This window comes from Streptomyces sp. NPDC048639, from assembly GCF_043199075.1.
Classification (GTDB): Bacteria; Actinomycetota; Actinomycetes; order Streptomycetales; family Streptomycetaceae; genus Streptomyces.
In genome coordinates this window covers 396,393-419,979 of record NZ_JBICVP010000006.1, presented here as the reverse complement: position 1 = coordinate 419,979, position 23,587 = coordinate 396,393, and the positions used below count along the sequence as shown (strand labels likewise).

The 23,587-nt window shown below is 73.0% G+C and carries 19 protein-coding genes; 8 read left to right on the top strand and 11 right to left on the bottom strand.

Annotation, left to right across the window (positions count from 1 at the left end; all coding sequences use genetic code 11):
* Positions 1-133: 133 nt before the first annotated feature.
* Positions 134-1,162 carry a FecCD family ABC transporter permease gene (locus tag ACGFNH_RS19130; RefSeq protein ID WP_393655121.1) on the bottom strand — a complete coding sequence of 343 codons (1,029 nt, stop codon included), beginning with the start codon at positions 1,160-1,162 and terminating at the stop codon, positions 134-136.
* A gap of 204 nt (positions 1,163-1,366) precedes the next feature.
* Between ACGFNH_RS19130 and ACGFNH_RS19125 the strand changes: the two genes are divergently transcribed.
* The gene (locus ACGFNH_RS19125; protein WP_393655119.1) at positions 1,367-2,002 is read left to right on the top strand and encodes an HAD family hydrolase; all 636 of its coding nucleotides are present in this window, start codon (positions 1,367-1,369) and stop codon (positions 2,000-2,002) included.
* Here ACGFNH_RS19125 and ACGFNH_RS19120 read toward each other — a convergent pair.
* A complete protein-coding gene (locus ACGFNH_RS19120) occupies positions 1,969-2,229 on the bottom strand; it encodes a hypothetical protein (RefSeq protein ID WP_393655117.1) in 261 nt (86 codons plus the stop codon). The genes ACGFNH_RS19125 and ACGFNH_RS19120 overlap by 34 nt on opposite strands.
* A 173-nt stretch (positions 2,230-2,402) precedes the next feature.
* On the opposite strand from ACGFNH_RS19120, the gene ACGFNH_RS19115 reads away from it, so the two are divergent.
* Positions 2,403-2,786 (top strand): cold-shock protein, encoded by a 384-nt coding sequence (locus ACGFNH_RS19115; protein WP_393655116.1) that lies wholly within the window; start codon positions 2,403-2,405, stop codon positions 2,784-2,786.
* A gap of 99 nt (positions 2,787-2,885) precedes the next feature.
* On the opposite strand, the gene ACGFNH_RS19110 is transcribed toward ACGFNH_RS19115, so the two are convergent.
* The 4 genes from ACGFNH_RS19110 to ACGFNH_RS19095 all read right to left on the bottom strand — a co-directional run bounded on the left by ACGFNH_RS19110 (position 2,886) and on the right by ACGFNH_RS19095 (position 6,727).
* Entirely contained in the window at positions 2,886-3,743 is an 858-nt protein-coding gene (locus ACGFNH_RS19110) for a 1,4-dihydroxy-6-naphthoate synthase (protein ID WP_393655114.1), read from the bottom strand.
* Positions 3,740-4,576, bottom strand: coding sequence for a futalosine hydrolase (locus ACGFNH_RS19105; RefSeq protein ID WP_393655112.1), 837 nt, complete (start codon positions 4,574-4,576; stop codon positions 3,740-3,742). Before ACGFNH_RS19105 ends, ACGFNH_RS19110 begins: the two co-directional genes overlap by 4 nt.
* A gap of 91 nt (positions 4,577-4,667) precedes the next feature.
* Positions 4,668-5,168: a hypothetical protein gene (locus tag ACGFNH_RS19100; RefSeq protein WP_393655110.1), complete on the bottom strand. Its 501-nt coding sequence runs from the start codon at positions 5,166-5,168 to the stop codon at positions 4,668-4,670.
* A gap of 26 nt (positions 5,169-5,194) precedes the next feature.
* Positions 5,195-6,727, bottom strand: a complete 1,533-nt coding sequence (locus ACGFNH_RS19095) for an MFS transporter (protein ID WP_393655108.1) — start codon at positions 6,725-6,727, stop codon at positions 5,195-5,197.
* Positions 6,728-7,009: 282 nt separating this feature from the next.
* On the opposite strand from ACGFNH_RS19095, the gene ACGFNH_RS19090 reads away from it, so the two are divergent.
* Entirely contained in the window at positions 7,010-8,020 is a 1,011-nt protein-coding gene (locus tag ACGFNH_RS19090; RefSeq protein WP_393655106.1) for a DUF3027 domain-containing protein, read from the top strand.
* Positions 8,021-9,352: 1,332 nt separating this feature from the next.
* Positions 9,353-12,931 (top strand): sacsin N-terminal ATP-binding-like domain-containing protein, encoded by a 3,579-nt coding sequence (locus tag ACGFNH_RS19085; protein ID WP_393655426.1) that lies wholly within the window; start codon positions 9,353-9,355, stop codon positions 12,929-12,931.
* A 106-nt stretch (positions 12,932-13,037) separates the two neighbouring features.
* Here ACGFNH_RS19085 and ACGFNH_RS19080 read toward each other — a convergent pair whose 3' ends face one another.
* Both ACGFNH_RS19080 and ACGFNH_RS19075 read right to left on the bottom strand, forming a co-directional pair.
* On the bottom strand, positions 13,038-15,860 hold the full coding sequence (locus ACGFNH_RS19080) for a cation-translocating P-type ATPase (RefSeq protein WP_393655104.1): 2,823 nt from the start codon (positions 15,858-15,860) through the stop codon (positions 13,038-13,040).
* A gap of 217 nt (positions 15,861-16,077) precedes the next feature.
* Positions 16,078-16,347, bottom strand: a complete 270-nt coding sequence (locus ACGFNH_RS19075; protein WP_393655103.1) for a DUF2530 domain-containing protein — start codon at positions 16,345-16,347, stop codon at positions 16,078-16,080.
* Between the two features lie 492 nt (positions 16,348-16,839).
* Between ACGFNH_RS19075 and ACGFNH_RS19070 the strand changes: the two genes are divergently transcribed.
* A complete protein-coding gene (locus ACGFNH_RS19070) occupies positions 16,840-18,306 on the top strand; it encodes an NCS2 family permease (RefSeq protein ID WP_393655101.1) in 1,467 nt (488 codons plus the stop codon).
* Positions 18,307-18,361: 55 nt separating this feature from the next.
* Here the strand turns inward: ACGFNH_RS19070 and ACGFNH_RS19065 are convergent, their stop codons facing one another.
* Positions 18,362-18,544, bottom strand: a complete 183-nt coding sequence (locus ACGFNH_RS19065) for a ribbon-helix-helix protein, CopG family (RefSeq protein WP_393655425.1) — start codon at positions 18,542-18,544, stop codon at positions 18,362-18,364.
* 172 nt (positions 18,545-18,716) lie between these two features.
* On the opposite strand from ACGFNH_RS19065, the gene ACGFNH_RS19060 reads away from it, so the two are divergent.
* Both ACGFNH_RS19060 and ACGFNH_RS19055 read left to right on the top strand, forming a co-directional pair.
* Positions 18,717-19,154, top strand: a complete 438-nt coding sequence (locus ACGFNH_RS19060; protein WP_393655099.1) for a MarR family winged helix-turn-helix transcriptional regulator — start codon at positions 18,717-18,719, stop codon at positions 19,152-19,154.
* A gap of 190 nt (positions 19,155-19,344) precedes the next feature.
* On the top strand, positions 19,345-20,910 hold the full coding sequence (locus ACGFNH_RS19055) for an MFS transporter (RefSeq protein ID WP_393655097.1): 1,566 nt from the start codon (positions 19,345-19,347) through the stop codon (positions 20,908-20,910).
* Positions 20,911-21,063: 153 nt separating this feature from the next.
* On the opposite strand, the gene ACGFNH_RS19050 is transcribed toward ACGFNH_RS19055, so the two are convergent.
* Entirely contained in the window at positions 21,064-21,567 is a 504-nt protein-coding gene (locus ACGFNH_RS19050) for a GNAT family N-acetyltransferase (protein WP_393655095.1), read from the bottom strand.
* Between the two features lie 18 nt (positions 21,568-21,585).
* Between ACGFNH_RS19050 and thpR the strand changes: the two genes are divergently transcribed.
* Positions 21,586-22,149, top strand: coding sequence for an RNA 2',3'-cyclic phosphodiesterase (thpR, locus tag ACGFNH_RS19045; RefSeq protein WP_393655093.1), 564 nt, complete (start codon positions 21,586-21,588; stop codon positions 22,147-22,149).
* A 329-nt stretch (positions 22,150-22,478) separates the two neighbouring features.
* Here the strand turns inward: thpR and ACGFNH_RS19040 are convergent, their stop codons facing one another.
* Positions 22,479-23,474: an aldo/keto reductase gene (locus ACGFNH_RS19040; RefSeq protein ID WP_393655091.1), complete on the bottom strand. Its 996-nt coding sequence runs from the start codon at positions 23,472-23,474 to the stop codon at positions 22,479-22,481.
* Positions 23,475-23,587 lie beyond the last annotated feature (113 nt).

Genomic DNA, 23,587 nt, shown 5'->3' with positions numbered 1-23,587 from the left:
CCGGCGTGCCGGAACCTCGCGAGCTCCTGCCCGAGCCCGCCCCTCATGCGCTCCTGCCCGAGCCCGCCCCTCATGTGCTCCCGGCCGAGCCCGCCCTTGATGCGGATACCGCCCCTCATGCGGATACCGCCCCTCATGCGGATACCGCCCTGCGGCGCACCAGGGCGACCAGGAACGGGACGCCGATCAGGGCCGTGGCCACACCCGCCGGGACCTCCGACGGCGGGAAGACGATCCGGCCGACGACATCCGCGACGAGCAGCATCACCGGCCCGATGAGAGCGGCCATCGGCAGCACCCATCGGTGATCGGTGCCGACGACCGCGCGGGCGATGTGCGGCACCGCGAGGCCGACGAACGCGATGGGGCCGGCGGCGGCGACCCCCACACCGGTGAGGACCGTCGCGCCGAGCCCGCCCACGATCCGTACGGTCGCGACGTTCTGGCCGAGGCCCTTGGCGACGTCCTCGCCCAGGGCGAGCGCGTCGAGGCCGCGGGCGACGGAGAGTACGAGCACGGTGCCCACCACCAGGAACGGCCAGGTCTGGTGGATGACGGCGGCCTCGCGCCCGGAGACCGAGCCCACCTGCCAGAAGCGGAACTCGTCCAGCGTGGCGGCGTCCGTGGTCAGGATGGCGTGAACCACCGAAACGAGAAGGGCGTTGATGGCGGCGCCCGCGAGCGCGAGCTTCACCGGGCTCGCCCCGCCCCGCCCGCTGGAGGCAATGGCGTACACGGCGACGGACGCGATGCCCGCGCCGGCGAACGCGAACCAGACGAAGCCGGTGAGCGAGTGCACCCCGGCGAAGGAGATGGCCAGGACGACACCGACCGCCGCGCCCTGGCTGATGCCGAGGATGCCGGGGTCGGCGATCGGATTCCGGGTGATGCCCTGCATGGCGGTCCCCGCCATCGCGAGGGCGGCGCCGACCATGAGGGCGATGACCGTACGCGGGACGCGCAGGGTGCGGACGATCTCGGCGGTCTCGCCCGTACCGCCGTGCAGCAGGGCGTCGAGGACCGCGGAGGGGGCGATGGCGCGCGCCCCGACGGCGAGGCTCAGCAGCACCGCGAGGAGCAGGGCGGCGACAGCCGCGGTGGTCCAGGCGAGGCGGCGGGCCACCAGAACGCGTCCGGGGCCGGTGGCGGTCGCGGCTGTCATCGGTCCCTTCGCGTTTCTCTCTATCTCTGTGGTCGGGGCTCGGTTGTCCGTGGCCGGCGGTCTGCGGCCCGTTCTCCGTGGGCCGTTGTCCGCGGCCCGTTCGTCCCGCCCGGTGTGATGACCCGATCCTGTGCGGCAGGTTAGGCAAGCCTCAGCATAAGGGGGCCGCGCGTGCCCATGACCGCGGGCGGCACAATGAGGGACATGCCCATACCCGCGCTCACGGTCGGCTTCGACCTCGACATGACGCTGATCGACTCCCGGCCCGGCATCAAGGCCGCGTACGAGGTCCTGGCCGCCGAGACCGGGACGTACATCGACGTCGATCTCGCGATCACCCGGCTCGGGCCGCCGCTGGAGGATGAACTGGCGCACTGGTTCCCCGAGGAGCGGATCGCGGCCATGGGCGACCTCTACCGCTCCCTCTACCCCGCCCACGCCATTGCCCCGACCCTGGCCATGCCGGGCGCGCGCGAGGCCCTGGCCGCGGTGCGGGGGCTGGGCGGCCGCGCCATCGTCGTGACCGCAAAGCACCAGCCCAACGCGGAGATGCACCTGGAGCACCTCGGCATCGAGGCGGACGCGGTGATCGGATGGCTCTGGGCGGAGGCCAAGGCGGAGGCGCTGACCGCGCACGAGGCCGCGGTCTACGTCGGCGACCACACCGGCGACGTGCGCGGTGCCCGTACCGCGGGCGCGCTGTCCGTGGCGGTCGCCACCGGTCCGTGCGACGCGGCCGAACTGCGTACCGCCGGCGCGGATGTCGTGCTGTCCGATCTCACCGGTTTCCCGGCCTGGCTGGAGCGCTACGCGGCCGGCCGCGCCGCGTCCCTGGCCTGACGCCGCTGCGCCGCCACCGAGCGCAGCACGCCGGCCGCGGCGACGGCGAACCCGGCGCCCATGAGCATGGACACGAAGTAGGCGGCCGACGGAAGCGGTTCGGCGCCGAGGAACAGCGGGGTCACGGTGGCCATCGTGGCAACCGCGCCCACGACGAAGACGATCACGCCGATACGGACGAGGCGGTCGCCCGGTCCGGCGGCCGGGCGCTGGGTTTCATGGGTCACCCGACCAGGGTAGGTGGGCTCGGGGAGCGGATCGGAACCACCCGGGGACGTCTTGTCACCGGGCCCCGGGCCATTAGCCTTGGAGTCGGCGGGTCCGACGGGCCCGCCGTACTGCTCTCCGGAGCTGTTTCCGCGTGTGTTTTTCCCCGACGATCACGAGGACGAGGACGGACGTGCCTACCGGCAAGGTCAAGTGGTTCAACAGTGAGAAGGGCTTCGGCTTTCTCTCCCGCGACGACGGCGGCGACGTCTTCGTGCACTCCTCCGTGCTGCCGGACGGAGTGGAGACGCTCAAGCCGGGCCAGCGCGTGGAGTTCGGCGTGGTCGCGGGCCAGCGCGGCGACCAGGCCCTCTCGGTGACCCTGCTCGACCCGGCACCGTCGGTGGCGGCGGCACAGCGCCGCAAGCCGGACGAACTCGCCTCGATCGTCCAGGACCTCACGACCCTGCTGGAGAATGTCGCGCAGCAGCTCGAGCGCGGCCGCTACCCGGACAAGACGCACGGCAACAAGATCGCGGGCATGCTGCGGGCGGTGGCCGACCAACTGGACGTCTAGCACCGGCCCTTACGCGGGCGGCCTTGCGCGGGCCGCCACCGTCGGCGGATCAGCGCGAGTTCAGCGCGCCGGAACCCGGCGATGCAGAAACCCGGCGATTCAGAAGCTCAGCGCATCGCGGTCGAGGGGTGGTACGAGCCCCTCGGCCTCGGCGCGTGTCAGCAGCGCGCGCACCGCGGCGTAGCCCTCGTCGCCGAGACCGGCCGTGAACTCGTTGACGTACAGGGCGATGTGCTGGTCCGCGACGGCCGGATCCATCTCCTGCGCGTGCTCCATCACGTACTCCCGCGACGCCTCCGGGTCGGCCCAGGCCATGCGCACCGAGTCGCGCGCCGCGTCCGCGAGGGCCCGCAGCCGCTCCTCGCCGAGGTCGCGGCGGGCGACGATCGCACCGAGCGGGATCGGCAGACCGGTCGTGGACTCCCAGTGCTCGCCCATGTCCGCGAGGCAGTGCAACCCGAAGTCCTGGTAGGTGAAGCGGGCCTCGTGGATCACGAGCCCGGCGTCGACCTTGCCGTCGCGCACGGCGGGCATGATCTCGTGGAACGGCATCACCACGACCTCGCCCACCCCGCCCGGGACCTTGTCCGCGGCCCAGAGCCGGAAGAGGAGGTAGGCGGTCGACCGCTCGCTCGGCACGGCGACCGTACGGCCGGCGAGGTCCAGGCCCGGCTCGCGGGTGAGCACCAGCGGTCCGCAGCCCCGGCCGAGCGCCCCGCCGCACGGCAGCAGCGCGTACCGGTCGGCGATCCATGGCAGTACGGCGTAGGACACCTTGAGCACGTCCAGTTCGCCGCGCTCGGCCATGCCGTTGGTGAGGTCGATGTCCGCGAAGGTCACGTCCAGCGCGGGCGCGCCGGGGACATGGCCGTGGGCCCACGCGTGGAAGACGAACGTGTCGTTGGGGCACGGCGAGTACGCGATCCGCAGGGCGTCGTCCTGGGCGGCCGGGGTCATCGGAACTCCTCCTCGACGATCGGGGTGAGCAGACGGAACGCCTGCCGCAGCACAGCCAGGGCCTCGCCGATCCGCCAGGCGTCCCGGTCGCGCGGGCCGACGGGGTTGGAGACCGCCCGTACTTCGAGCACGGGCACACCGTGCGCGGCGGCGGCCTCGGCGACCCCGAACCCCTCCATCGCCTCGGCGCCCGCGCCCGGGTGGCGCGCGAGCAGCACGGCGGCGCGCTCGGCGGAGCCGGTCACGGTGGAGACGGTCAGCACGGGCGCGAGCAGGGCCCGCAGGCCGCCGCGCTCCAGCGCCTTCGCGGCGCGCCCGGCAGGCCCGGCCGGGGGGTGGTGCACGGTACGGCCGAAGCCCAACGCGTCGACGGGCACGAACCCGTCGGGGGTCTCGGAGCCCAGATCCGCGGCGACGATCGCGTCCGCGACGACGAGGCTGCCGAGCGGGGCGACAGGCGCGAACCCGCCGCCGATCCCGGCCGAGACGACGACGTCGTACGGGAGGCCCGCGAGCGCGGCGGTGGTCAGCGCCGTCGCGGCGCCGCCGGCGGCGGCCGCGGGGCCGACCCCGGCGGCGAGCACATCGGCGAGGAGCCCGGCGCGGCGCATCCGCCGGAGCGGGGCGTGGGCGGCGGCCGGTACAGCGCCGGACGCATCGGCCCGTACAGCGTGAGGCGCATCGGCCCGTACGCCGGAAGCGGGATCGGCCGGTACGACGGGGGCATCGGCCGTGATGACATGCGCATCGGCCGGTACGGCCCGCGCGTCGCTCAGGCCCGCGGTCACCGCGTCCCCCTCCGCCGTCACGGCGGTGACCACGAGGAGGCGCACCGGCCGCGGTTGCGCGTCCGGCGGTGGTGGCGTGGGCCGTGTCCCCGGCCCGTTCATCGGTCGATGCCCGATCGCCCGGTGCGGCGGTCCGTCAGGACGCCTTGCTGAGGTTGAACTGCCACAGGCCCTTGGGCTTGTCGCCGCCCGTCAGCTCGATGATCGCGACCTTGGCGGTCTTCGGCGCCGTGGCGGCCCCGCCCGGCTGGCCCTGCTGCGGGGCGAAGATCCGGTCGAAGTCGAAGGAGCGGTAGGTGTCCTTGCTCGCCTCGGCCATCGTGGGCTGGCCGTTGACGACCATCACCCAGCCGGACTCGGCGATCTCCGGGTCGACGCCGACGCGGACCTTCTCGCCCTCGTGCACGGTGACCTTCTTGCCCGACTTCTCGGAGAAGCACTCCTGCAGCTTCTTCTGGGAGATCCCCTCGCCGTCGTTGTAGCAGGCGGCCTCGGCGGACGCGGAGTTCGAACCCACGGTGACCGTCGCCAGCGGGGTCGGCTTCTCACAGGCGGAGAGGGCGACGAGGCCGAGAACGGCGGCACCGGCTGCCACAGCGGTGCGGCGGGTCTTGCTCCTGAAAAGCGCAGAGGTCATGCGCGAAGGCTATCTGTCCGTTCCTCTCACGCCACGCGGGGGTGCGGCGAGCCGCGGCGTCCGGCGGTCAGCAGTCCCCGTACGGTCAACGCCGCTCCGGCCGCGCAGATCGCCGCGGCCACCGACATGCCCAGGACGCCGTTGAGCGGCAGCGAGATGCCGACCGCGCCGCCGACGACCCACGCCATCTGCAGCAGCGTCTCGGAGCGCGCGAAGGCGGAGGTGCGCACCGTCTCCGGTACGTCCCGCTGGATCAGCGCGTCCAGCGACAGCTTCGAGAGGGCCTGGGTGAATCCGGCAACGGCGCCCAGCGCCGTGATCGTCACCTGGTTGAAGAACACGGCCGAGACGATCGCGGTGCCCAGCGCGAGAGCGAGCACGGCGGCGATGATCCGCTCCGGCGTACGGGACCTGACCCAGGCGCCGACGGCCGTGCCCAGCGCGTTCCCCACGCCCGCCCCGACGGCCACCATGCCGAGCGAGAACGCCGCGGACCGGTCGCCCAGCGGATGCTCGCGCAGCAGGAACGCCAGGAAGAAGATGAGGAAGCCGGAGAGCGCGCGGTGCGTGGCGTTGGCCTGCAGCCCGTGCAGCACGGACGGGCCCACGCTCCGCAGACCGGGCTTCTTCGGCCGCCGCTCCCCGGAGCCGCCGCGGCGCCTCAGCCTGCCGAACCACACGGGGGCGTGGGCGGCGCGCGAGGCACCGGCACCGGTCACCCCGGTCGGGTGGGACTCCTGTGGCTTGTGGTGCGCGGGGAACGCGTGGGAGATGAAGCGGGCCTTCCCCTCGCCCTTCGCCGAGTCCACCTTGTGCGGCAGCGTGAACGCCAGGAACGCCCCCAGGCAGAACACGACGCATGCGCCGTAGAGCGGCCACCCGGACCCGATCATCTGCAGCCCCGCGCCCACGGGCGCCGCGATGCCCGTGGCCAGCAGACCGCCGAGCGTCACCCGCGAGTTCGCCTTGACCAGCGCGAAGCGCGGTGGGAGCAGTCGCGGTACGACGGCGCTGCGCACCACGCCGTACGCCTTCGACGCCACCAGGACACCCAGCGCCGCCGGGTACAGCTCGATGCCGCCGGTGATCACGGCGTTCGACAGCGTCAGCGCGAGCAGGGCGCGGGCCAGCATGGAGGCCGCCATCGCCGCACGGCGGCCGTGCGGGAAGCGGTCGAGGATCGGGCCGATGACGGGAGCCAGCAGCGCGAAGGGCGCCAGCGTGATCGCCAGATAGAGCGCGACGCGGCCGCGGGCCTCGTCGGTGGGGACCGAGAAGAAGACGGTCGACGCGAGGGCGATGGTGATGAGCATGTCGCCCGCGCCGTTCACGGCGTGCAGTTCGATCAGCTTGCCGAGCCCGGACTCGCCCGCGCCGTGCGCGTGGGTGACGCGGCGGATGGCACGAGCGGTGGCGGTGAACGGCAGATGCAGGGCACGTCCGACCGCCGCGCCGATACGCCGGAGCGGACTCGTGCGTGCGGACGACCAGTCGGCTGCCACCCCGTCATACTGCCCCAACTCGTACAAGGCATGGCTGTTTCGCGGGCCCGGCGGCATGTCAGCTTCCGGTCCGCCGGGCCAAGGAGAGGGGGAGGGTGGGCCGCGCGGCCTCCGGCGGGGTAGCGTGCGTTGCGCGCACCGGCGTCGTTCTTGGCCGCGCACCTGTCGGCGATCCCGCAGAATGGGTTGTAGCAGGTGCGCCCGAGGCCGATCGGGCGCGGACGTCGACGCGGTCCTGCGGTCCGCTCCGTCCGCCGCCCTCCGGCTGTCCGGCCGTCCGGCCGGTGGCCCGGTCCGGCTGGCGCACGCGTGATACGGCGTAGGAGAGAATCGATTCTTGTGAGTGCTGCGACGATGCGAAGCCGTACCCCAGACCGCGTGTGCGCCGAGGCGGTCGAACTCGCCCTCGGCGCGGCCGTCGAGGCCGCGGGCGAGGACTCGGTCGGTGACCACCTCGGGGCCGTGGCGGAAGGTGACCGGGTCGTCACGCACTTCTTCGCGTGCCGCGATGCTGCCTACCGAGGCTGGCGCTGGGCCGTGACCGTCACCCGCGCGTCCCGCGCGAAGGCCGTCACGCTCGACGAGACCGTGCTGCTGCCCGGCCCCGAGGCGCTGCTCGCGCCGGAGTGGGTGCCGTGGAGCGAGCGGCTACGGCCGGGCGACCTCGGCCCCGGCGATCTTCTGCCGATCGAGTCGGACGACCTCCGCCTGGAGCCGGGCTACACCGGCGAGGACGAGCCGCCGCCGAACTCCGTGGTGACGGACGAGGCCGGAATCGAGCGCGACGCGGCCGACGTCACGTCCCGGGCGGGCGACGCCGGGGAACGAGCAGGCGCGGGCAAGGAACGGGCGGGCGACGCAGCCCTCCGGTCGACCGAGGAAGGCGCGGACGCGTCCGCGGCCCCGCACGCCGCGAGGCCGGTTCCCCCGGCGCGCGGCAGCATCTCGGCCCTCGCCGAGGAACTGGGCATGCGCCGCGCCCGTGTCCTCTCCCGCTACGGGCTGCACACGGCCGCGGACCGCTGGGAGGAGGGCTACGGCCCGAAGACCACGATGGCCCAGGCGGCACCCGCGGCGTGCGTCTCCTGCGGCTTCCTGCTTCCGCTCGCCGGCTCGCTGCGGCAGGCGTTCGGCGTCTGCGCGAACGAGTTCTCCCCGGCGGACGGCCGCGTCGTCTCGCTGACGTTCGGCTGCGGCGGCCACTCGGAGGCCGCGGTCATGCCGAAGCCGCCGCGCCCGGCCCCGCCGGTGATCGACGAAACGAAGGTCGACCCCTTCCCGCTCCGCCCGGACCGCACGGGCGGCTCGGTGGAGGACACGGCGCCGGAGGAAGAACTCGGCCACTCCTGACCTGTGGGTCGGGAACGGACCCTGACGTGCTGGTCGGGGGCGGGCTCCGACGTGCCGTTCGGGAACGGACCTGGACGCCCCGGGCGGGATCGGGCTCCGAGGTGCTGGTCGGGGGCGGGTCGTGACGTGCTGGTCGTTGGGCGGGTCGTGACGTGCGGTATCCGGGTTTCGCTCCAGTGAGTCGGGCGCGGGTTCTCGCCTGTCGGTCGGAGGGGTTGCCTGCCGCGAACCGAGGCTGCGTTGCGCGCCGGTCCGCCGTCGAGGCGATCGGGCGGCTGCGGCTTTCGTTTCGCGCCTTCGGCGCAGGGCCGGGCACCAAGGGCGGGGCGGGCTGCTGGGGTGGTCGCTCGGCCGTGAGCTGGGTGTACGGCTGGGGCCAACGCCGGTGGGCTCTGCGAGAAGCGCGGCGGGACGAGGGCACCCGTTGCCGAATGCTTGCCTCGGGTCAAGTAATTCTGCAGAGGGCAACCGAAGGCGGCTGCTTGATGCCCAACTGGTCATCGAGCCGCCGGAATTCGAGGTGGCCTCAGCCGCCCTCATGCTCGGTTTGCGCCCGGAGATGTGAGATGAGACGGGGTGCCGGTGGAGCCGTTGGGTGTCCGTGGTGGTGGTCCGGTTCTTTGCTTGGCGTGTCACCGGGTTGTGGGCGGCAGTGGACCCTTGCCGCCGTCCCCGCCGCCCCCATGCTCGGTTTTGCGCCGGAGGCGCAAGACGAGACCGGGAGCCGGACGAACCGACGGGCATCCGCGGGGGTGGCCCATTTGTGGGTCCCGTCAGAACAGGCCGGCAGGCCTATGGGCTGATGGCCGCCCTGGGCCGATGGCCGCCCATGGGGTTGGTGGCCGCCGGCGGGCTGATCGCCGCCCATGAACTGATGGCCGCCCATGGGCCGATGGCCCCTCACAGCTCGGTGACCGTCCACAGGCCGGTGGATCCGCCCTGCAAGGCCGATGGACACCCGCGGCGTGAGACCGGCGGTCCCCGTACCGCAAGTCCCATGGTCAACCACGGCGTGAGACCGGCCGTCGTCCGCAATGCGGGGCGATGGACATCCGCGAAGCGAGGCCCGCGGTCGTCCGCGCGGTCCGGCTCGCGGGCCCCGCCGCGGCGCCGGTGTGCCGGCGATTCCGGTTCCCGGCCGAAGCCGGCGGCGGTTCCCGACGGTTTGCGTCCGGCCCTGCGGGCAACCGCACCCATGGTGCGGGGTTGCGCCCGGGCGGGTGTTCCGGTTGTGCGCTGGGCGGGGGAACCGGAGACCGCTCGCAAGCGGTACGTTCTGCGCTGACAAGCGGTGGTGCGGCGACAGGGAGACGAAACGTGAGCGGCACGGCGATGGTGCGGGCGACGACCGACGGGGAGGACCCGTTCGGGACGGCGCGGCTGCGGCGCGGCGTGCTGGACGCATGGGCGGCGTCCCCTGCCCGGTTCCGCGAGGACGCGAACGCCGAGGAGGACCTCGCGCTCGGCGGCTACCGCGATCGGCTCGTCGTCGAGCTGGCCCAGAACGCCGCCGATGCCGCCGCCCGCGCCGGGGTTTCCGGGCGCCTCCGGCTCACCCTCCACCCCGCCGGGCCGGGCGACGGGACGGCCGCCGAGAGCACCCCCGCCGTCCTCGTCTCGTCCAACACCGGCGCCTCTCTGGACGCCGCCGGTGTCGAGTCGCTGTCCACCCTCCGCGCCTCCGCCAAGCGCGACGAGGAATCGGCGCAGACCGTCGGCCGCTTCGGCGTCGGCTTCGCGGCCGTCCTCGCCGTCAGTGACGAACCCGCGGTCGTGGGACGCGCGGGCGGCGTCCGGTGGTCCCTCGCCGAGGCCCGCGAACTCGCACGCGAGACCGCCGAGACCGCCGAGACCGCCGAGACCCCCGGGACCGGCCCTGGCGGGACCGGCACCGCCGCGTCCGGCTCCCGCTCCGCATCCGCACTCTCGGACGAACTCCGCCGCCGCGACGGGCACGTGCCCCTCCTGCGTCTGCCGCTGCCCGCCCAGGGCACCGCCCCCGTCGGCTACGACACCTCCGTCGTCCTGCCCCTTCGCGACGGTGCCGCAGCGGACCTCGCCGCCCGGCTCCTCGACGGCGTCGACGACGCGCTGCTCCTCGCCCTCCCCGGCCTGTCCGAGGTCGTGGTGGAAACCCCGGACGGGGTACGGACCTTGACCCGGCGTCAGGACGGCCCGTGCACCGTCGTCGAGGACAGCGCGCACGGCACGACCCGCTGGCGCACCGCCACCGCCGGTGGGGCGCTGGCGCCCGAACTGCTCGCCGACCGGCCCGTGGAGGAGCGGCTGCGCCCGGTCTGGTCGGTGATGTGGGCCGTGCCCGTCGACGAGAACGGGGACGGCGCGCCCGCGCGCCCCGGCACGGTGCCCATGGTCCACGCGCCCACCCCGACCGACGAACCGCTCGACCTGCCCGCGCTGTTGATCGCCTCGTTCCCGCTGGATCCGACCCGCCGTCACGCGGCACCCGGGCCGCTCACGGACTTCCTCGTGCGGCAGGCCGCGGAGTCGTACGCCGCTCTCGTACAGGACTGGCGGCCCGTCGGCACGGGTTCCATCGGCCTTGTGCCCGGCCCGCTCGGCAAGGGCGAACTGGACGGCCGGTTGCGCGGCGAGATCCTGCGCCTGCTGCCGCGCGTGGCGTTCCTGCCCCGGGCCGCGGTGCCCGCGCAGGCCACGGAGACGGCACAGGCTCCGGATGCCGCGCAGACCCCGCAGGCCGCGGAATCCACGGAAGCCAAGGACGCCACGGAGGCCGCACCGGAAGCGGCGGCGGACGCGGGCGAGGCGCGCGGCGACGGCTGGGACGGTGCCGGGCTCGCGCAGAGCGGCCCCGCCGGCGAGGCGACCGGCGCGCTGCGCCCCGTCGACGCCGAGATCGTCGAGGGTGCGGGAGCCGAGACCGTACGTGTTCTGGCCGATCTGTTCCCCAACCTGTTGCCCGCCGGGCTGGAGCGGCGGTCCGAACTGCGGGCGCTGGGCGTCCCGCGCGTCCCGCTCGGCGAGATCATCGACCGGCTCGCGGGCGTCGAGCGCGCGGCCGACTGGTGGTGGCGGCTCTACGACAGCCTCACCGGCGTCGACCCCGACCGCCTCAGCGGCCTGCCCGTGCCGCTGGCCGGGGGCACTCCCCTCGGCTCCGCCGGGGGCACCCCCACCCAGGTCGCAGGCTCCGGGGCAAGCCGTACGACCATCGGGCCCCGCCAGGTGCTGCTGCCGGTCCCTGGTCACGACGACAGTGCGGAGGAGGAGTACCGTCGCGCCGGACGCGCGGACGGCGGCGCGACCCGTATCCCCGCACCGTCCGGCGAGCGCGCCCCGGACCGGCCGTCGGCCGGCGCGGCGACGCTGGCTCGGCTCGGCCTCAAGGTCGCGCATCCCGACGCCGCCCACCCCCTCCTCGAGAAGCTCGGGGCGACGCCCGCCACCCCGCGTGCCGTTCTGACCTCCCCCCAGGTGCGCGCCGCCGTCGCGAACTCCCTGGACAGCGGGGAGATCTGGGACGAGGACGCGGACACGCTCGACGCCGAGGAGCTGGCCGAGGCCGTCCTGGCGCTCGTACGGGACGCCCGGCTCGAACCCGGCGACGAGCCCTGGCTGGCCGCCCTCGCACTCCCCGACGAGGACGGCGAGCTCGCCCCTGCCGGTGAACTCGTCCTTCCCGGCAGCCCGTTCGAGCAGGTGATCCGCGAGGGAGAGCTGGCCGCCTGTGACGCCGATCTGGCCGAGCGGTGGGGTGAACAGCCCCTCACCGCCGTCGGGGTCATGGCCACCTTCGCCCTCGTCCGTGCCACCGACGTGGTTCTCGATCCCGACGAACTCGATCCGCGGGACGCCGACTTCGCCGAGTCCGACGACGTCGGGCTGTGCGACTCGGTCGACGTGTGGTGCGAGGACGTGCTCGACCGGCTGCCGGAGACGCCCGTACCGCCGGTCGCCGCCGAGGTCATCGGTGTCCGTGACCTCGACCTGGTCGACGACGACGCCTGGCCGCAGGCGCTCGCCCTGCTGGCGCAGCCCCCGCTGCGGGAGGCGCTGACGGCGCGGGTGCGCGTACTGCTGCCGGACGGCACGACCGAGACCGTACGCCCGTACACCGCCTGGTGGTTGCGCGGCAATCCCGTGCTCGGCGGACGTCGCCCGGCCGGGCTGCGCGCCGCGGGCAGCGACCCGCTGCTGGCCGGTCTGTACGACCCGGCGGACGCGCAGGGCTTCGACGACGAGCAGGTGCTGCGCGCCCTCGGCGTGCGGACCTCCGTCCGGGCGCTGCTCGACGAACCGGGCGGTGCCGCCGAGCTGCTGGGCCGCCTCGCCGACCCCGACCGTCCCGTCGGCCATGTGCAACTGCACGCGCTCTACGGCGCATTGGCCCTGCTCGAACCGGAACAGGTCACGCTGCCCGACGAGTTGCGGGCGGTCGTCGACGGCGAGGTGCGGGTCGTGGACGCCTCCGACGCCCTCGTCGCGGACGCCCCCGACCTGCTACCGCTCGCGGCGGGCCGCGCCCTGCTGCCCGTACCGCCCGGACGGGCGGCGGACCTGGCCGAGCTGCTGCAGGTACCGCGGCTGGGCGAGGTGTACGAGGGCCGCGTCACCTCACCGGCGGGCGAGGGCGAGGGCGAGGACGACGCCCCGGGCGAGACGTACGAAGTCCCCGACTCCGTACGGACCTTGCTCGGCCCCGCGACCCCCGCCGACTACGTCGAGTACGAGGAGCTGCTCGTCGACGGGGTGCAGGCGGACTGGCGGCTGACCCCGGACGGTGTGCTGCACGCGGCGACCCTGGAGGGCGTCGCGGCGGGCCTGGCGTGGGCGGCCGGTGCGTGGCAGCGGCGCTTCGAGGTCGCGGCGCTCCTGGAGGACGCGTCGCGGACGGAGGAGCTGGCGCGCGACCGCTGGTTCGACCAGTAGGCCCGGGTGCGCCCGGTCCCTGCCGTACTCCAGGTGCGCCCGGTCCCTGCCGTACTCCGGGTGCGCCCGGTTCCTGCCGTACTCCGGGTCCCCTCTGCCGCCGGGATCAGCCGTCCTTGTCGTCCGGGTGCCGGTGATGGACCCACCACCAGGTGCCCTCCAGCACGACCCCGGCAACCGCCGCGATGAAGACGGCGGTCCACGGCATCGTCGTGCCCACCAGCCGGAGTTGGAAGAAGGCCTGCAGCCAGGGGGTGGCGAGGACGACCAGGAAGCAGCCGAGCATCGTCAGGATCAGGGCGACGCGCCACCACGTGTACGGGCGGGCGACGATCGCCAGCACCCACAGGGCGATGAGGAACAGGGCCAGCGTCGCCACGCTCGTCTCGGCCTCCAGCGAACGCGGCCCCGCGTAGTAGTAGCGCGCCAGCAGGTAGGTGGCGAAGGTGGTCAGCCCCGCGATGACACCGGCCGGGACGGCGTACCGCATCACCCGCCGTACGAAGCGGGGCTTCGCGCGCTCCTTGTTGGGGGCGAGCGCCAGGAAGAAGGCCGGGACGCCGATCGTCAGCACCGACAGCAGGGTGAGGTGGCGGGGCAGGAAGGGGTAGGGGACCTGAGCGCAGACGACCAGGATCGCCAGCAGCACCGAGTAGACCGTCTTGGTGAGGAAGAGGGTCGCGACGCGGGTGATGTTGCCGATGACCCGGCGGCCCTCGGCGACCACGGACGGCAGGGTGGCGAAGCTGTTGTTCAGCAGCACGATCTGCGCCACGGCCCGGGTCGCCTCGGAGCCCGAACCCATGGATACGCCGATGTCGGCGTCCTTGAGGGCGAGGACGTCGTTCACGCCGTCGCCGGTCATCGCGACCGTGTGCCGGTGTGACTGCAGCGCGGCCACCATGTCCCGCTTCTGCTGCGGCGTCACCCGCCCGAACACCGCGCCCGCGTCGAGCCCTTCGGCCATCACGTCCCGCTCGGCAGGGAGCGTACGGGCGTCCACGGGGTGCTCGGCGCCCGGCAGGCGGAGCTTCGCGGCGACGGCGCCGACGGATACCGCGTTGTCACCGGAGATCACCTTCGTGGCGACGTTCTGGTCCGCGAAGTAGCGCAGGGTGTCGGATGCGTCCGGGCGCAGCCGCTGTTCCAGGACGACGAGCGCGACGGGCTGCGCGTTCCGGGACACCTCGGGGTCGTCGAGGTCGCGTTCGGAGCGGGCGAGGAGGAGGACGCGCAGGCCCTGGGTGTTGAGGCGGTCTGTGTCGGCGAGGGCGGGGTCGCCGGCGGGGAGGAGGACATCGGGTGCGCCGAGGAGCCAGGTGCTGGTGGCGGGGGCGGTTTCCCGGTCGGCGTCCGCACGGGTTCCATCATCACGGGTTCCGGCCGTACGGGTTCCGGCCGTACGGGTTCCGTCCGCACGGGCCTCTTCGGAGGGGGCCCCGTCCGTGTCGGCCCAGTCCGTACGGGTTCCGTCCGTGCCGGTCCCGTCCGGACGCCTCGCGTCGGGGGACTCGTGCTCCTGGAAGCTCGCGCCGCTGTACTTGCGGGCCGAGGAGAACGGCAGGGACTGCGTGCACCGCCAGCCCGCCCCGTCCGGGTACGCCTCGATGATCGCCCGCAGGCTGGCGTTCGGACGGGGGTCGGACCCGCCGAGCGCGCCGAGGACCGTGCGGAGACGGCCCTCGTCCGCGCCGCCCAGCGGCCGCAGTTCGGATACGTCCATGCCGCCCTCGGTGAGCGTGCCGGTCTTGTCGAGGCAGACCACGTCGACCCGCGCCAGGCCCTCGATCGCGGGCAGCTCCTGGACGAGGCACTGCTTGCGGCCGAGTCGGATGACGCCGATCGCGAAGGCCACCGAGGTGAGCAGCACGAGCCCTTCGGGGACCATGGGCACGATCCCGGCGACCATGCGCCGTACCGCTTCCTTCCAGTCGTGGTCCTCGACGACGGACTGGCTGACGATCAGGCCGATCGCGGTCGGGATCATCATCCACGTCACGTACTTGAGGATCCGGCTGATGCCGCTGCGCAGTTCGGAGGCGACGAGGGTGAAGCGGGTGGCCTCCTCGGCGAGTTGTGCGGCGTAGGCCTCGCGGCCGACCTTCGTCGCGGTGAACGCGCCACCGCCCACGGCGACGAAGCTGCCCGACATCACGTGGTCGCCCGCGTGCTTCAGGACCGGGTCCGCCTCGCCGGTGAGCAGGGACTCGTCGACCTCCAGGCCGTCGGCCTCGGCCACATCGCCGTCGACGACGACCTTGTCGCCCGGGCCCAGCTCGATGAGGTCCCCGAGGACGATCGCGGAGGTGGCGACCTCGGTGGACGTGCCGTCGCGGCGGACGGTGGGGCGGACCTCGCCGATGAGCGCGAGGCTGTCCAGCGTCTTCTTGGCGCGCAGCTCCTGGATGATGCCGATCGCGGTGTTGGCGACGATGACGAAGCCGAAGAGGCCGTCCTGGATCGGGCCGACGACGAGGATGATCAGGAAGAGGACGCCGATGATCGCGTTGAAGCGGGTGAAGACATTGGCGCGGACGATCTCGGCGGTGGAGCGCGAGGACCGTACGGGTACGTCATTGACCTCGCCGCGCGCCACCCGTTCGGCGACTTCGGCGGCGGTCAGCCCGATCGCGGCGGTGCCGGTGGTCGCGACGGGCGGGTCGGTGGCGGTGGTCGCGACGGGCGGGTCGGTGCGGGTGGTCCCGGCGGTCGATGTGGTCCCGGCGGTGGGTTCGGTGCCGGTGGTCGGGGTTCCCCCGGCGGTGGGTTCGGTGTCCCGGCCCTGTGCCGTCCCGGGGTCCCGCACCGGAGGGGAGACGGGGTGTACGGGATCGAGCTCCGCCCCCTCGCCGACGGCCTGCCGCGCCCGGGGCCCGGAGCCGCCCTGTTGCGAGGGCTCTCCGGAGTGGCTCGACGGCCGCTGCCTCATGAGTTCGACGGTACGGGCGGACGGCGTGCCTCACCCGTTGGGACGGTTGCGCTCGCCGCACCCTCCGCGGCGACGTCCGACGTGAGGCTCGCCGCACCCTCCGCGACGACGTCCCTCGTGACGGGGAAGGGCGCGAAAGGCTCGGCCCGGGGGCGGCCCCCCCCACGGATGGTCCCGGGGCGGACCCCACGGATCGGGAGACCCGGCGTGCCCGGCCCTAGGGTCCGGGCTCGACGCCGTCCGCGGCGGCTGCCCGCCGGAGCGCGGCGTCGCGGTGGCGGACGTACCAGACGCCGATGAGACCGAGCCCGCCACCGGCGAGGCAGGTCCACAGCCACCACAGGTGCCCGCGGTCCTCGAACCACGCGTAGAAGGGGAGCTGCACCAGGAAGAGCACGAACCAGAGCGCGGTGCCGCCGGTGATCGTGGCGACGACGTTGCCCTCGAGGGGCTCCGGGGCTTCGTGCCGCGGTGTCCACTTCGCCATCGTCCGGGCGCCTTTCGGTTCGATCGTCGTGGCCCCAAGCTTATGCACCGTGCCGTACGTCCCGTCCCCGGGGGCCGTTGCGTCAGGCGCGCGCAGCTCCGGCAGGCGGACATCGTCGCCGCCGCGGCTCTCGTCCGGGTGGGTGGCTCTCTGGGCCGAACGCCCACGGCCGTGCGGGTGCCCCCTGCAGCTTCACCGCCCGTCCTTCCTCCAGCTCTGCCGCCCGCCCGCGGTTCCACCGCCCGCCCCCGCCGCGGCCGAGCGGGGGCGCGACCGTCTACGCGCGGAGATGGTGATCTCCCGTGTGCGCATTCATACTGACCCGGTCTGGGTCTGACCGGTTTCTTTCGTTGAATCATCCGAGGTCGACCCAGTCGTTCTGTGTTCAGGGCTTCATCGGTGCTCCGCCGCCCGGCCCGGCAGCGCCGCTCGGTGATGCCGTCCGGGAGCCGTTCCGTCGAAGCCGGTACCACCGCACCACCGAGGTCCCCTATGCCCTCCCCGGCCACCGCCCAGGTCGACGCGCCGCAGCCGCCGCCCCATCCGGCGCCGAGCGCGATCGACCGGTTCTTCAAGATCTCCGAGCGGGGGTCGACCGTCCCTCGTGAGATCCGGGGCGGGCTGGCCACCTTCTTCGCCATGGCGTACATCGTCGTGCTGAATCCGATCATTCTCGGTTCTGGAACCGACAAGTTCGGCCATCAGCTCGACACTGCCCAGCTCGTCACGGCCACCGCCCTGCTGGCCGGGTTGACGACGATCCTCATGGGGCTGATCGGCAACGTCCCCATCGCCCTCGCCGCGGGTCTCGGCATCAACGCCGTCGTCTCGCTCCAGCTCGCGCCCAGAATGAGCTGGCCGGACGCGATGGGCATGGTCGTCCTCGCCGGGCTCGTCCTCATGATCCTCGTCGCCTCCGGTCTCCGGCAGCGCGTGCTGGACGCGATCCCGCCCGGGCTCCGGCGGTCGATCGCGATCGGCATCGGCATGTTCATCACGCTGATCGGCCTGGTCGACGCCGGGTTCGTCACCCGTAATCCGGACTCCGCCCACACCACCGTGCCGCTCGGTCTCGGCGTCGCGGGCCGTCTCGAGGGCTGGCCGGTCGTGGTCTTCGTCCTCGGGCTCGCGTTGACGTTCGTGCTGGTCATCCGCAAGACCAAGGGCGCGATCCTGATCAGCATCGTGGCGATGACCGTGCTCGCGATCATCATCCACGCCATCGCCGCCATTCCCGACCAGGCATGGGGACTGACCGTTCCCTCCGTGCCGGACAGGGTCGTGGACACACCCGACTTCGGGCTGATCGGCGAGGTCAGCCTCTTCGGCGGCTTCCACGAAGTCGGGCTGCTCACCGGCTGCCTCTTCGTCTTCACCGTCCTGCTGTCCGGTTTCTTCGACGCGATGGGCACCATCATCGGCGTCGGCGAGGAGGCCGGACTCACCGACGAGGACGGCCAACTGCCCCGCATGGGGCGGGTCCTGATGGTGGACGGCGCCGCCGTCGCGGCCGGCGGTTATGGCTCCGCCTCGGCCACCACCTGTTTCGTGGAGTCCACGGCGGGCGTCGGCGAAGGCGCGCGGACGGGGCTGGCGAACCTGGTGACCGGCGCCGTGTTCCTGCTGGCCCTGGTGTTCACACCGTTGGCGACGGTCGTCCCGTCCCAGGCGGCGACCCCGGCGCTCGTCGTGGTCGGCTACCTGATCATGGCGGGCAACGTCCGGGAGATCGACTGGAGCGACCCCACGATCGCGGCCCCCGCCTTCCTGACCATGGTCTCGATGCCGTTCACGTACAGCATCACCAACGGCATCGGCCTCGGCGTGCTGTCCTTCATCCTGCTGCGGGCGGCCACCGGCAGGTTCCGCACGGTGCCATGGCTGCTGAACGCCGTCGGCGTCTGCTTCCTCGTGTACTTCCTGCTCAGCCCGATCGAGCGGGCACTCGGCGTCGGCTGACGGCGGGCGCCCGTGGCCCACCCCCGGGAGTGGGCGGGCCCGGCCCCGCCGTCCCTCACGTCAGGCCGTAGAACTTCTCCGTCTCGTCGACCGCCGCCTTGAAGCGCTCGTCGAAGTCGTCGCGCGCGAGTGTCCGGACCACGTAGTCCTGGACGCTCATGCCCCGCTTCGCCGCGTGCCGCCGGATCCGTTCGAGAAGGCCGCGATCCATCCGAAGACTGAGCACATCCGATCCCATCGATCCCATACGAGTACGGTCCCGGCCCCGGGTCGTTCCGCGCGTCACTTTCCGGAGCCGTCTCACTCATATGGGTGACCGGGGGTTTGGTCCGTCGAGCCCCTCCGGCCGCCCGTCGGAGCCGCTGTGCACCGGCTGGTCTTTAGCTTGGGTAATGAGTTACGCTAAGGACATGCCGGAATCGAGCAGCGCCGCCGACGCAGCCGCCATCAACGCCCTGCGGTCCTCCGTCATGCGCCTGTCGCGCCGGCTGAAGCACCAGAGGGTCGACGAGTCCCTCAGCCCCACCGAGATGTCGGTGCTCGGCACGCTCGCGCGCTGCGGCTCCGCCACCCCCGGGGAGCTGGCCCGCAAGGAGCACGTCCAGCCGCCGTCGATGACGCGCATCGTGGCCATGCTGGAGGCCAAAGGGCTCGTACGGCTCGAACCGCACCCGGACGACCGCCGGCAGAAGGTCGTCCGGCAGACCGAGCGCGCGGAAAGCATGCTCGAGGAGAGCCGGCGCAGGCGGAATGCCTGGCTCGCCGAGCTCGCGGGGGGCCTCGATGATGAGGAATGGGCCGCGCTGCGCGCCGCCGCGCCCGTCCTGGAGAAACTCGCGCAGTTGTAGGAGCACGAGACCCGCGCCGCCCCACTGCGCAGGGACACAGGCCCCGATCGACGGAACCCCCGTACGGCACCGGGCCACGGCACGGCCCAGGACCCGCCGGGCCGGACCGCACCGAAAACGATGACCGCAGCAGCTGATCGACCAGGCGAAGGACGACCGGACCACGACACGACGAGGAGGCGAACCCACTTTGAGTACGGGACCCGGAGCAGACTCCGCCCCCGCACCTGAATCCCGCCACGACACCACGGGCGCCCCGCACGAGCGCAGCACCCGGCATGAGCGCAGCTCTCCGCATGAGCGCAGCACTCCGCACGAGCCCGGCATTCGCACTCCGCAGGAGAGCTGCACGCCGCAAGCCGAGCCGTGCGCCCCGCAGGACCACACGGTCGCCCGCGACGCCGCTCCCGGCGACGACGCCGACGCCCCGCCCGAGCCGCGCGGGGGCACCTTCCGTTCCCTGAAGGTGCGCAACTACCGGCTCTTCGCCACCGGACAGGTGGTCTCCAACACCGGCACATGGATGCAGCGCATCGCCCAGGACTGGCTGGTGCTCACCCTCACCGGATCGTCCACCGCCGTCGGTATCACCACAGCTCTGCAGTTCCTGCCCATGCTGCTGTTCGGGCTCTACGGAGGCGTCATCGCCGATCGCTTCGGCCGGCGGCAGCTCCTGCTGATCACCCAGACCGCGATGGGCCTGACGGGACTCGCCCTCGCCGTACTGACCTTGAGCGGCCAGGTCCAGGTCTGGCACGTCTATCTCATGGCCTTGCTGCTCGGCATGATCACGGTCGTCGACAACCCCGCGCGCCAGGCGTTCGTCGCCGAGATGGTCGGCCCGCGCGAGTTGCGCAACGCCGTCAGCCTCAACTCCGCCAACTTCCAGTCGGCCCGGCTGGTCGGGCCCGCCGTCGCCGGTGTTCTCATCACCGCCGTCGGCAGCGGCTGGGCCTTCCTGCTCAACGGTCTGTCGTTCCTCGCCCCCATCGCCGGCCTGCTGTTGATGCGGACGGGCGAGCTGCACCCGGTCGACCGTGTGCCGCGCGGAAAGGGCCAGTTGCGGGAGGGGCTGCGCTACGTCGCCGGACGGCCCGAACTGCTCTGGCCCATCGTGCTGGTCGGCTTCATCGGCACCTTCGGCTTCAACTTCCCGATCTGGCTGACCGCGTTCGTGGACGATGTCTTCCACGCGGGCGCCGGTACGTACGGCCTGCTCAACACGCTGATGGCGGGCGGCTCCCTCGTCGGCGCCCTGCTCGCCGCCCGCCGCCGCACCTCGCGCCTGCGGCTGCTGGTCGGCGCGGCCCTGCTGTTCGGCGTGCTGGAGATCACGGCGGCCCTCGCGCCCGCCTTCTGGATCTTCGCCGCGCTGCTGGTGCCGATCGGGATGGTCGGCCTGACGATCAACGTCACCGCCAACTCGAATGTGCAGCTCGCCACCGACCCGGCAATGCGCGGGCGCGTGATGAGCCTGTTCATGATGGTCTTCATGGGCGGTACGCCGCTGGGCGCACCGCTCGTGGGCTGGATCACCGATGTCCACGGCGCCCGGACCGGCTTCCTCGCCGGCGGACTGATCTCGGCCGTTGCGGCCGTCGCCGTGGGGCTGATCCTGGCCCGTGTCGGCGGTCTGCGGCTGAAGGTGGACCTGCGGCGCGGCCACCGGCATGTGACGTTCGTGCCGCGGGTGGAGCAGCACATGGAGCGGGGGGCCGAGCCGGAGTCGGGGAACCGGATGACGCCCGCCGCGTAGGAGCCGTTTACGGAGCCCCGTCCGGGACGGTCCGGCCGAGGCTCGCCGCCCCGCCGTATGTGCCGTGCCCGCCTGCGTCGTTCGTGCGGTACGCCTCCGCCGTACTACGTGCCGTGCGCCTTCGCTGTACGTGCCCTGCCGCCCCGGTCGATGTCAGAGGACCCGTTGTTCCAGGAGCTGTCCGGGCCATTCCCCGATCGTCATGGTCTCGGTGGGCGTGAAGCCGTTGCGCTGGTAGTAGTCGACCAGACGGCCGCCCCCGCCCGCGTAGCAGTCCACGCGCACCAGGGAGATGGCTTGCCGCCGGGCCTCCTCGACGGCGTGCGCGAGCAGCGCGCTCCCCACGCCGTGGCCCGCGTAGCGCCGGTCGGTGACCAGCAGACGCACGAAGACCTCGGGCTCCTCGGCCCGCGGGATGGGATCGGACGGATGCGGAGCGAGGACGAGGGTGCCCGCGGGCACTCCGTCCACCTCGGCCAGCCACGGGGTGCCCGAGCGGACGAGCTCCGCGACCTTCTCCGCACCCCGGGGCCGGGTCGACCACGGCTCGGTTCCCCACTGTCCGGTACGGCCTTCCTCGACGAGCCAGGCGACGGCGCGGTCGAGCATCGTGAGTATCGCGGGGATGTCGTCGGTCCCGCCCTGCCGGATCTTCATCCGGGTGAGACTAGGCCGATGAGACTCTTCGCAGCGATTCTTCCGCCGGATACGGCCGTCGTCGAACTGGCCGACGAGGTCAGGACGTTGCGGCAGATGCCCGGAGCCGACCGGCTGAGCTGGACGGGAGAGCCGGGCTGGCACTTCACGCTCGCCTTCTACGGCGAGGTCGAGGACGGCGTGGTGGCGGAGCTGGAGACCCGCCTCGGCCGGGCGGCCGCCCGCCGCGAACCGTTCGAGCTGCGGCTCCGCCACGGCGGGCGGTTCGGGCACCGCGCGCTGTGGGCGGGCGCCGAGGGCGACCGTACGGAGATGGCCCGGCTGGCCGACGGGGCCGTGGCGGCGGGGCGTCGCGCGGGGATCTCCCGGGAGGAGCACCGCTCGTACACCCCGCATCTGACCCTCGCGCGGAACCGTGCGGACGAGGATCTGCGGCCGTTCGTCGACGCGCTCGCGGAGTTCGAGGGCCAGCCGTGGACGGCGGGTGAGCTGTGCCTGGTCCGCAGCAATCTGCCGGTCGGTGGCCGTCCGGGCGAGAGGCCGCGCTACGAGACGGTGAGGGCGTGGGCGCTCGGCGGCTGACCCGTGCGGATCCGCGGGGTCACGCGAGCGGGGCCGGGGCATGTGCCGTTCCCGGGCAGGCGGTCATGGCCGCACCTGGGCGCGGGGGCCCCTGTGCGCCCCGTTAGTCTCGGAGCGTGGATGCCAAGACCAGAAGCCGGATCGTGAGCGGGACCCTCGTCGTGATACTCGTCGTGGTGATCCTGGCGGCCGCACTCGGCTGAGCGGGGCGCGACAACCGGGACGCCCCATTCCGCTCTGCCCAGGCCCGGTGCGGCCCTGGACACGGGACCGGACCGCGCCCCCGACGTACGGGGACCCGGCCCGGATTCCCACCGTCTCGCCGGCTCCTACCAGGCGAAGGCCTCCGGCGAGGTCCCCGGCCCGGGGAAGATCTCGTCGAGCGAGGCCAGCAGTTCGTCCGACAGCTCCAACTCGACGGCCCGCAGCGCGGACTCCAGCTGTCCTGCCGTACGCGGGCCCACGATCGGGCCGGTCACGCCCGGCCGCGTGAGCAGCCAGGCGAGAGCGACCTCGCCGGGCTCCAGGCCGTGCTTGTCGAGCAGGTCCTCGTACGCCTGGATCTGCTCGCGCTGCTGGGTGTTCTTCAGCGCGTCGGACGACCGTCCCGTCCCGCTGCGCGAGCCTCCGCCCGCGCTCTCCTTGCGGATCGCCCCGCCCAGCAGCCCGCCGTGCAGCGGTGACCAGGCAATGACGCCGAGGCCGTACGCCCGCGCTGCCGGAATGACCTCCATCTCGGCGCGGCGCTCGGCGAGGTTGTAGAGGCACTGCTCGCTGACCAGGCCGTACGTCGTGCGGCGGCGGGCGGTCTCGTTGGCCTGGGCGATGTTCCACCCGGCGAAGTTGCTCGACCCGGCGTAGAGGATCTTGCCCTGCTGGATCAGGACGTCGATCGCCTGCCAGATCTCGTCCCAGGGCGTGTCCCGGTCGATGTGGTGGAACTGGTAGAGGTCGATGTGGTCGGTGCCCAGCCGCTTGAGGCTGGCCTCGACGGCGCGGCGGATGTTGAGGGCGGAGAGCTTGTCCTGATTGGGCCAGGGGGAGCCGGAGCCGCCCATGTTCCCGTACACCTTGGTGGCGAGCACGGCCTTCTCGCGGCGCCCGCCGCCCTGCGCGAACCACGAGCCGAGGATCTCCTCGGTGCGGCCCTTGTTCTCGCCCCAGCCGTAGACGTTGGCGGTGTCGTAGAAGTTGACGCCCGCGTCGAGGGCGGCGTCCATGATCGTGTGGCTCTCGGCCTCGTCGGTGACGGGCCCGAAGTTCATCGTGCCGAGGACCAGGCGGCTGACCTTCAGTCCGGTGCGTCCGAGCTGCGTGTACTTCATGGGAGACAAGCCAACGCCTTGGAGCGCGCTCGAAGCAAGCGTCGAGGCGTCCGGGCGCGCAGGATGACGGGCTCTCCGCGGTGCCGACGCGGCCCGTTGGCCGGACGTGCCCG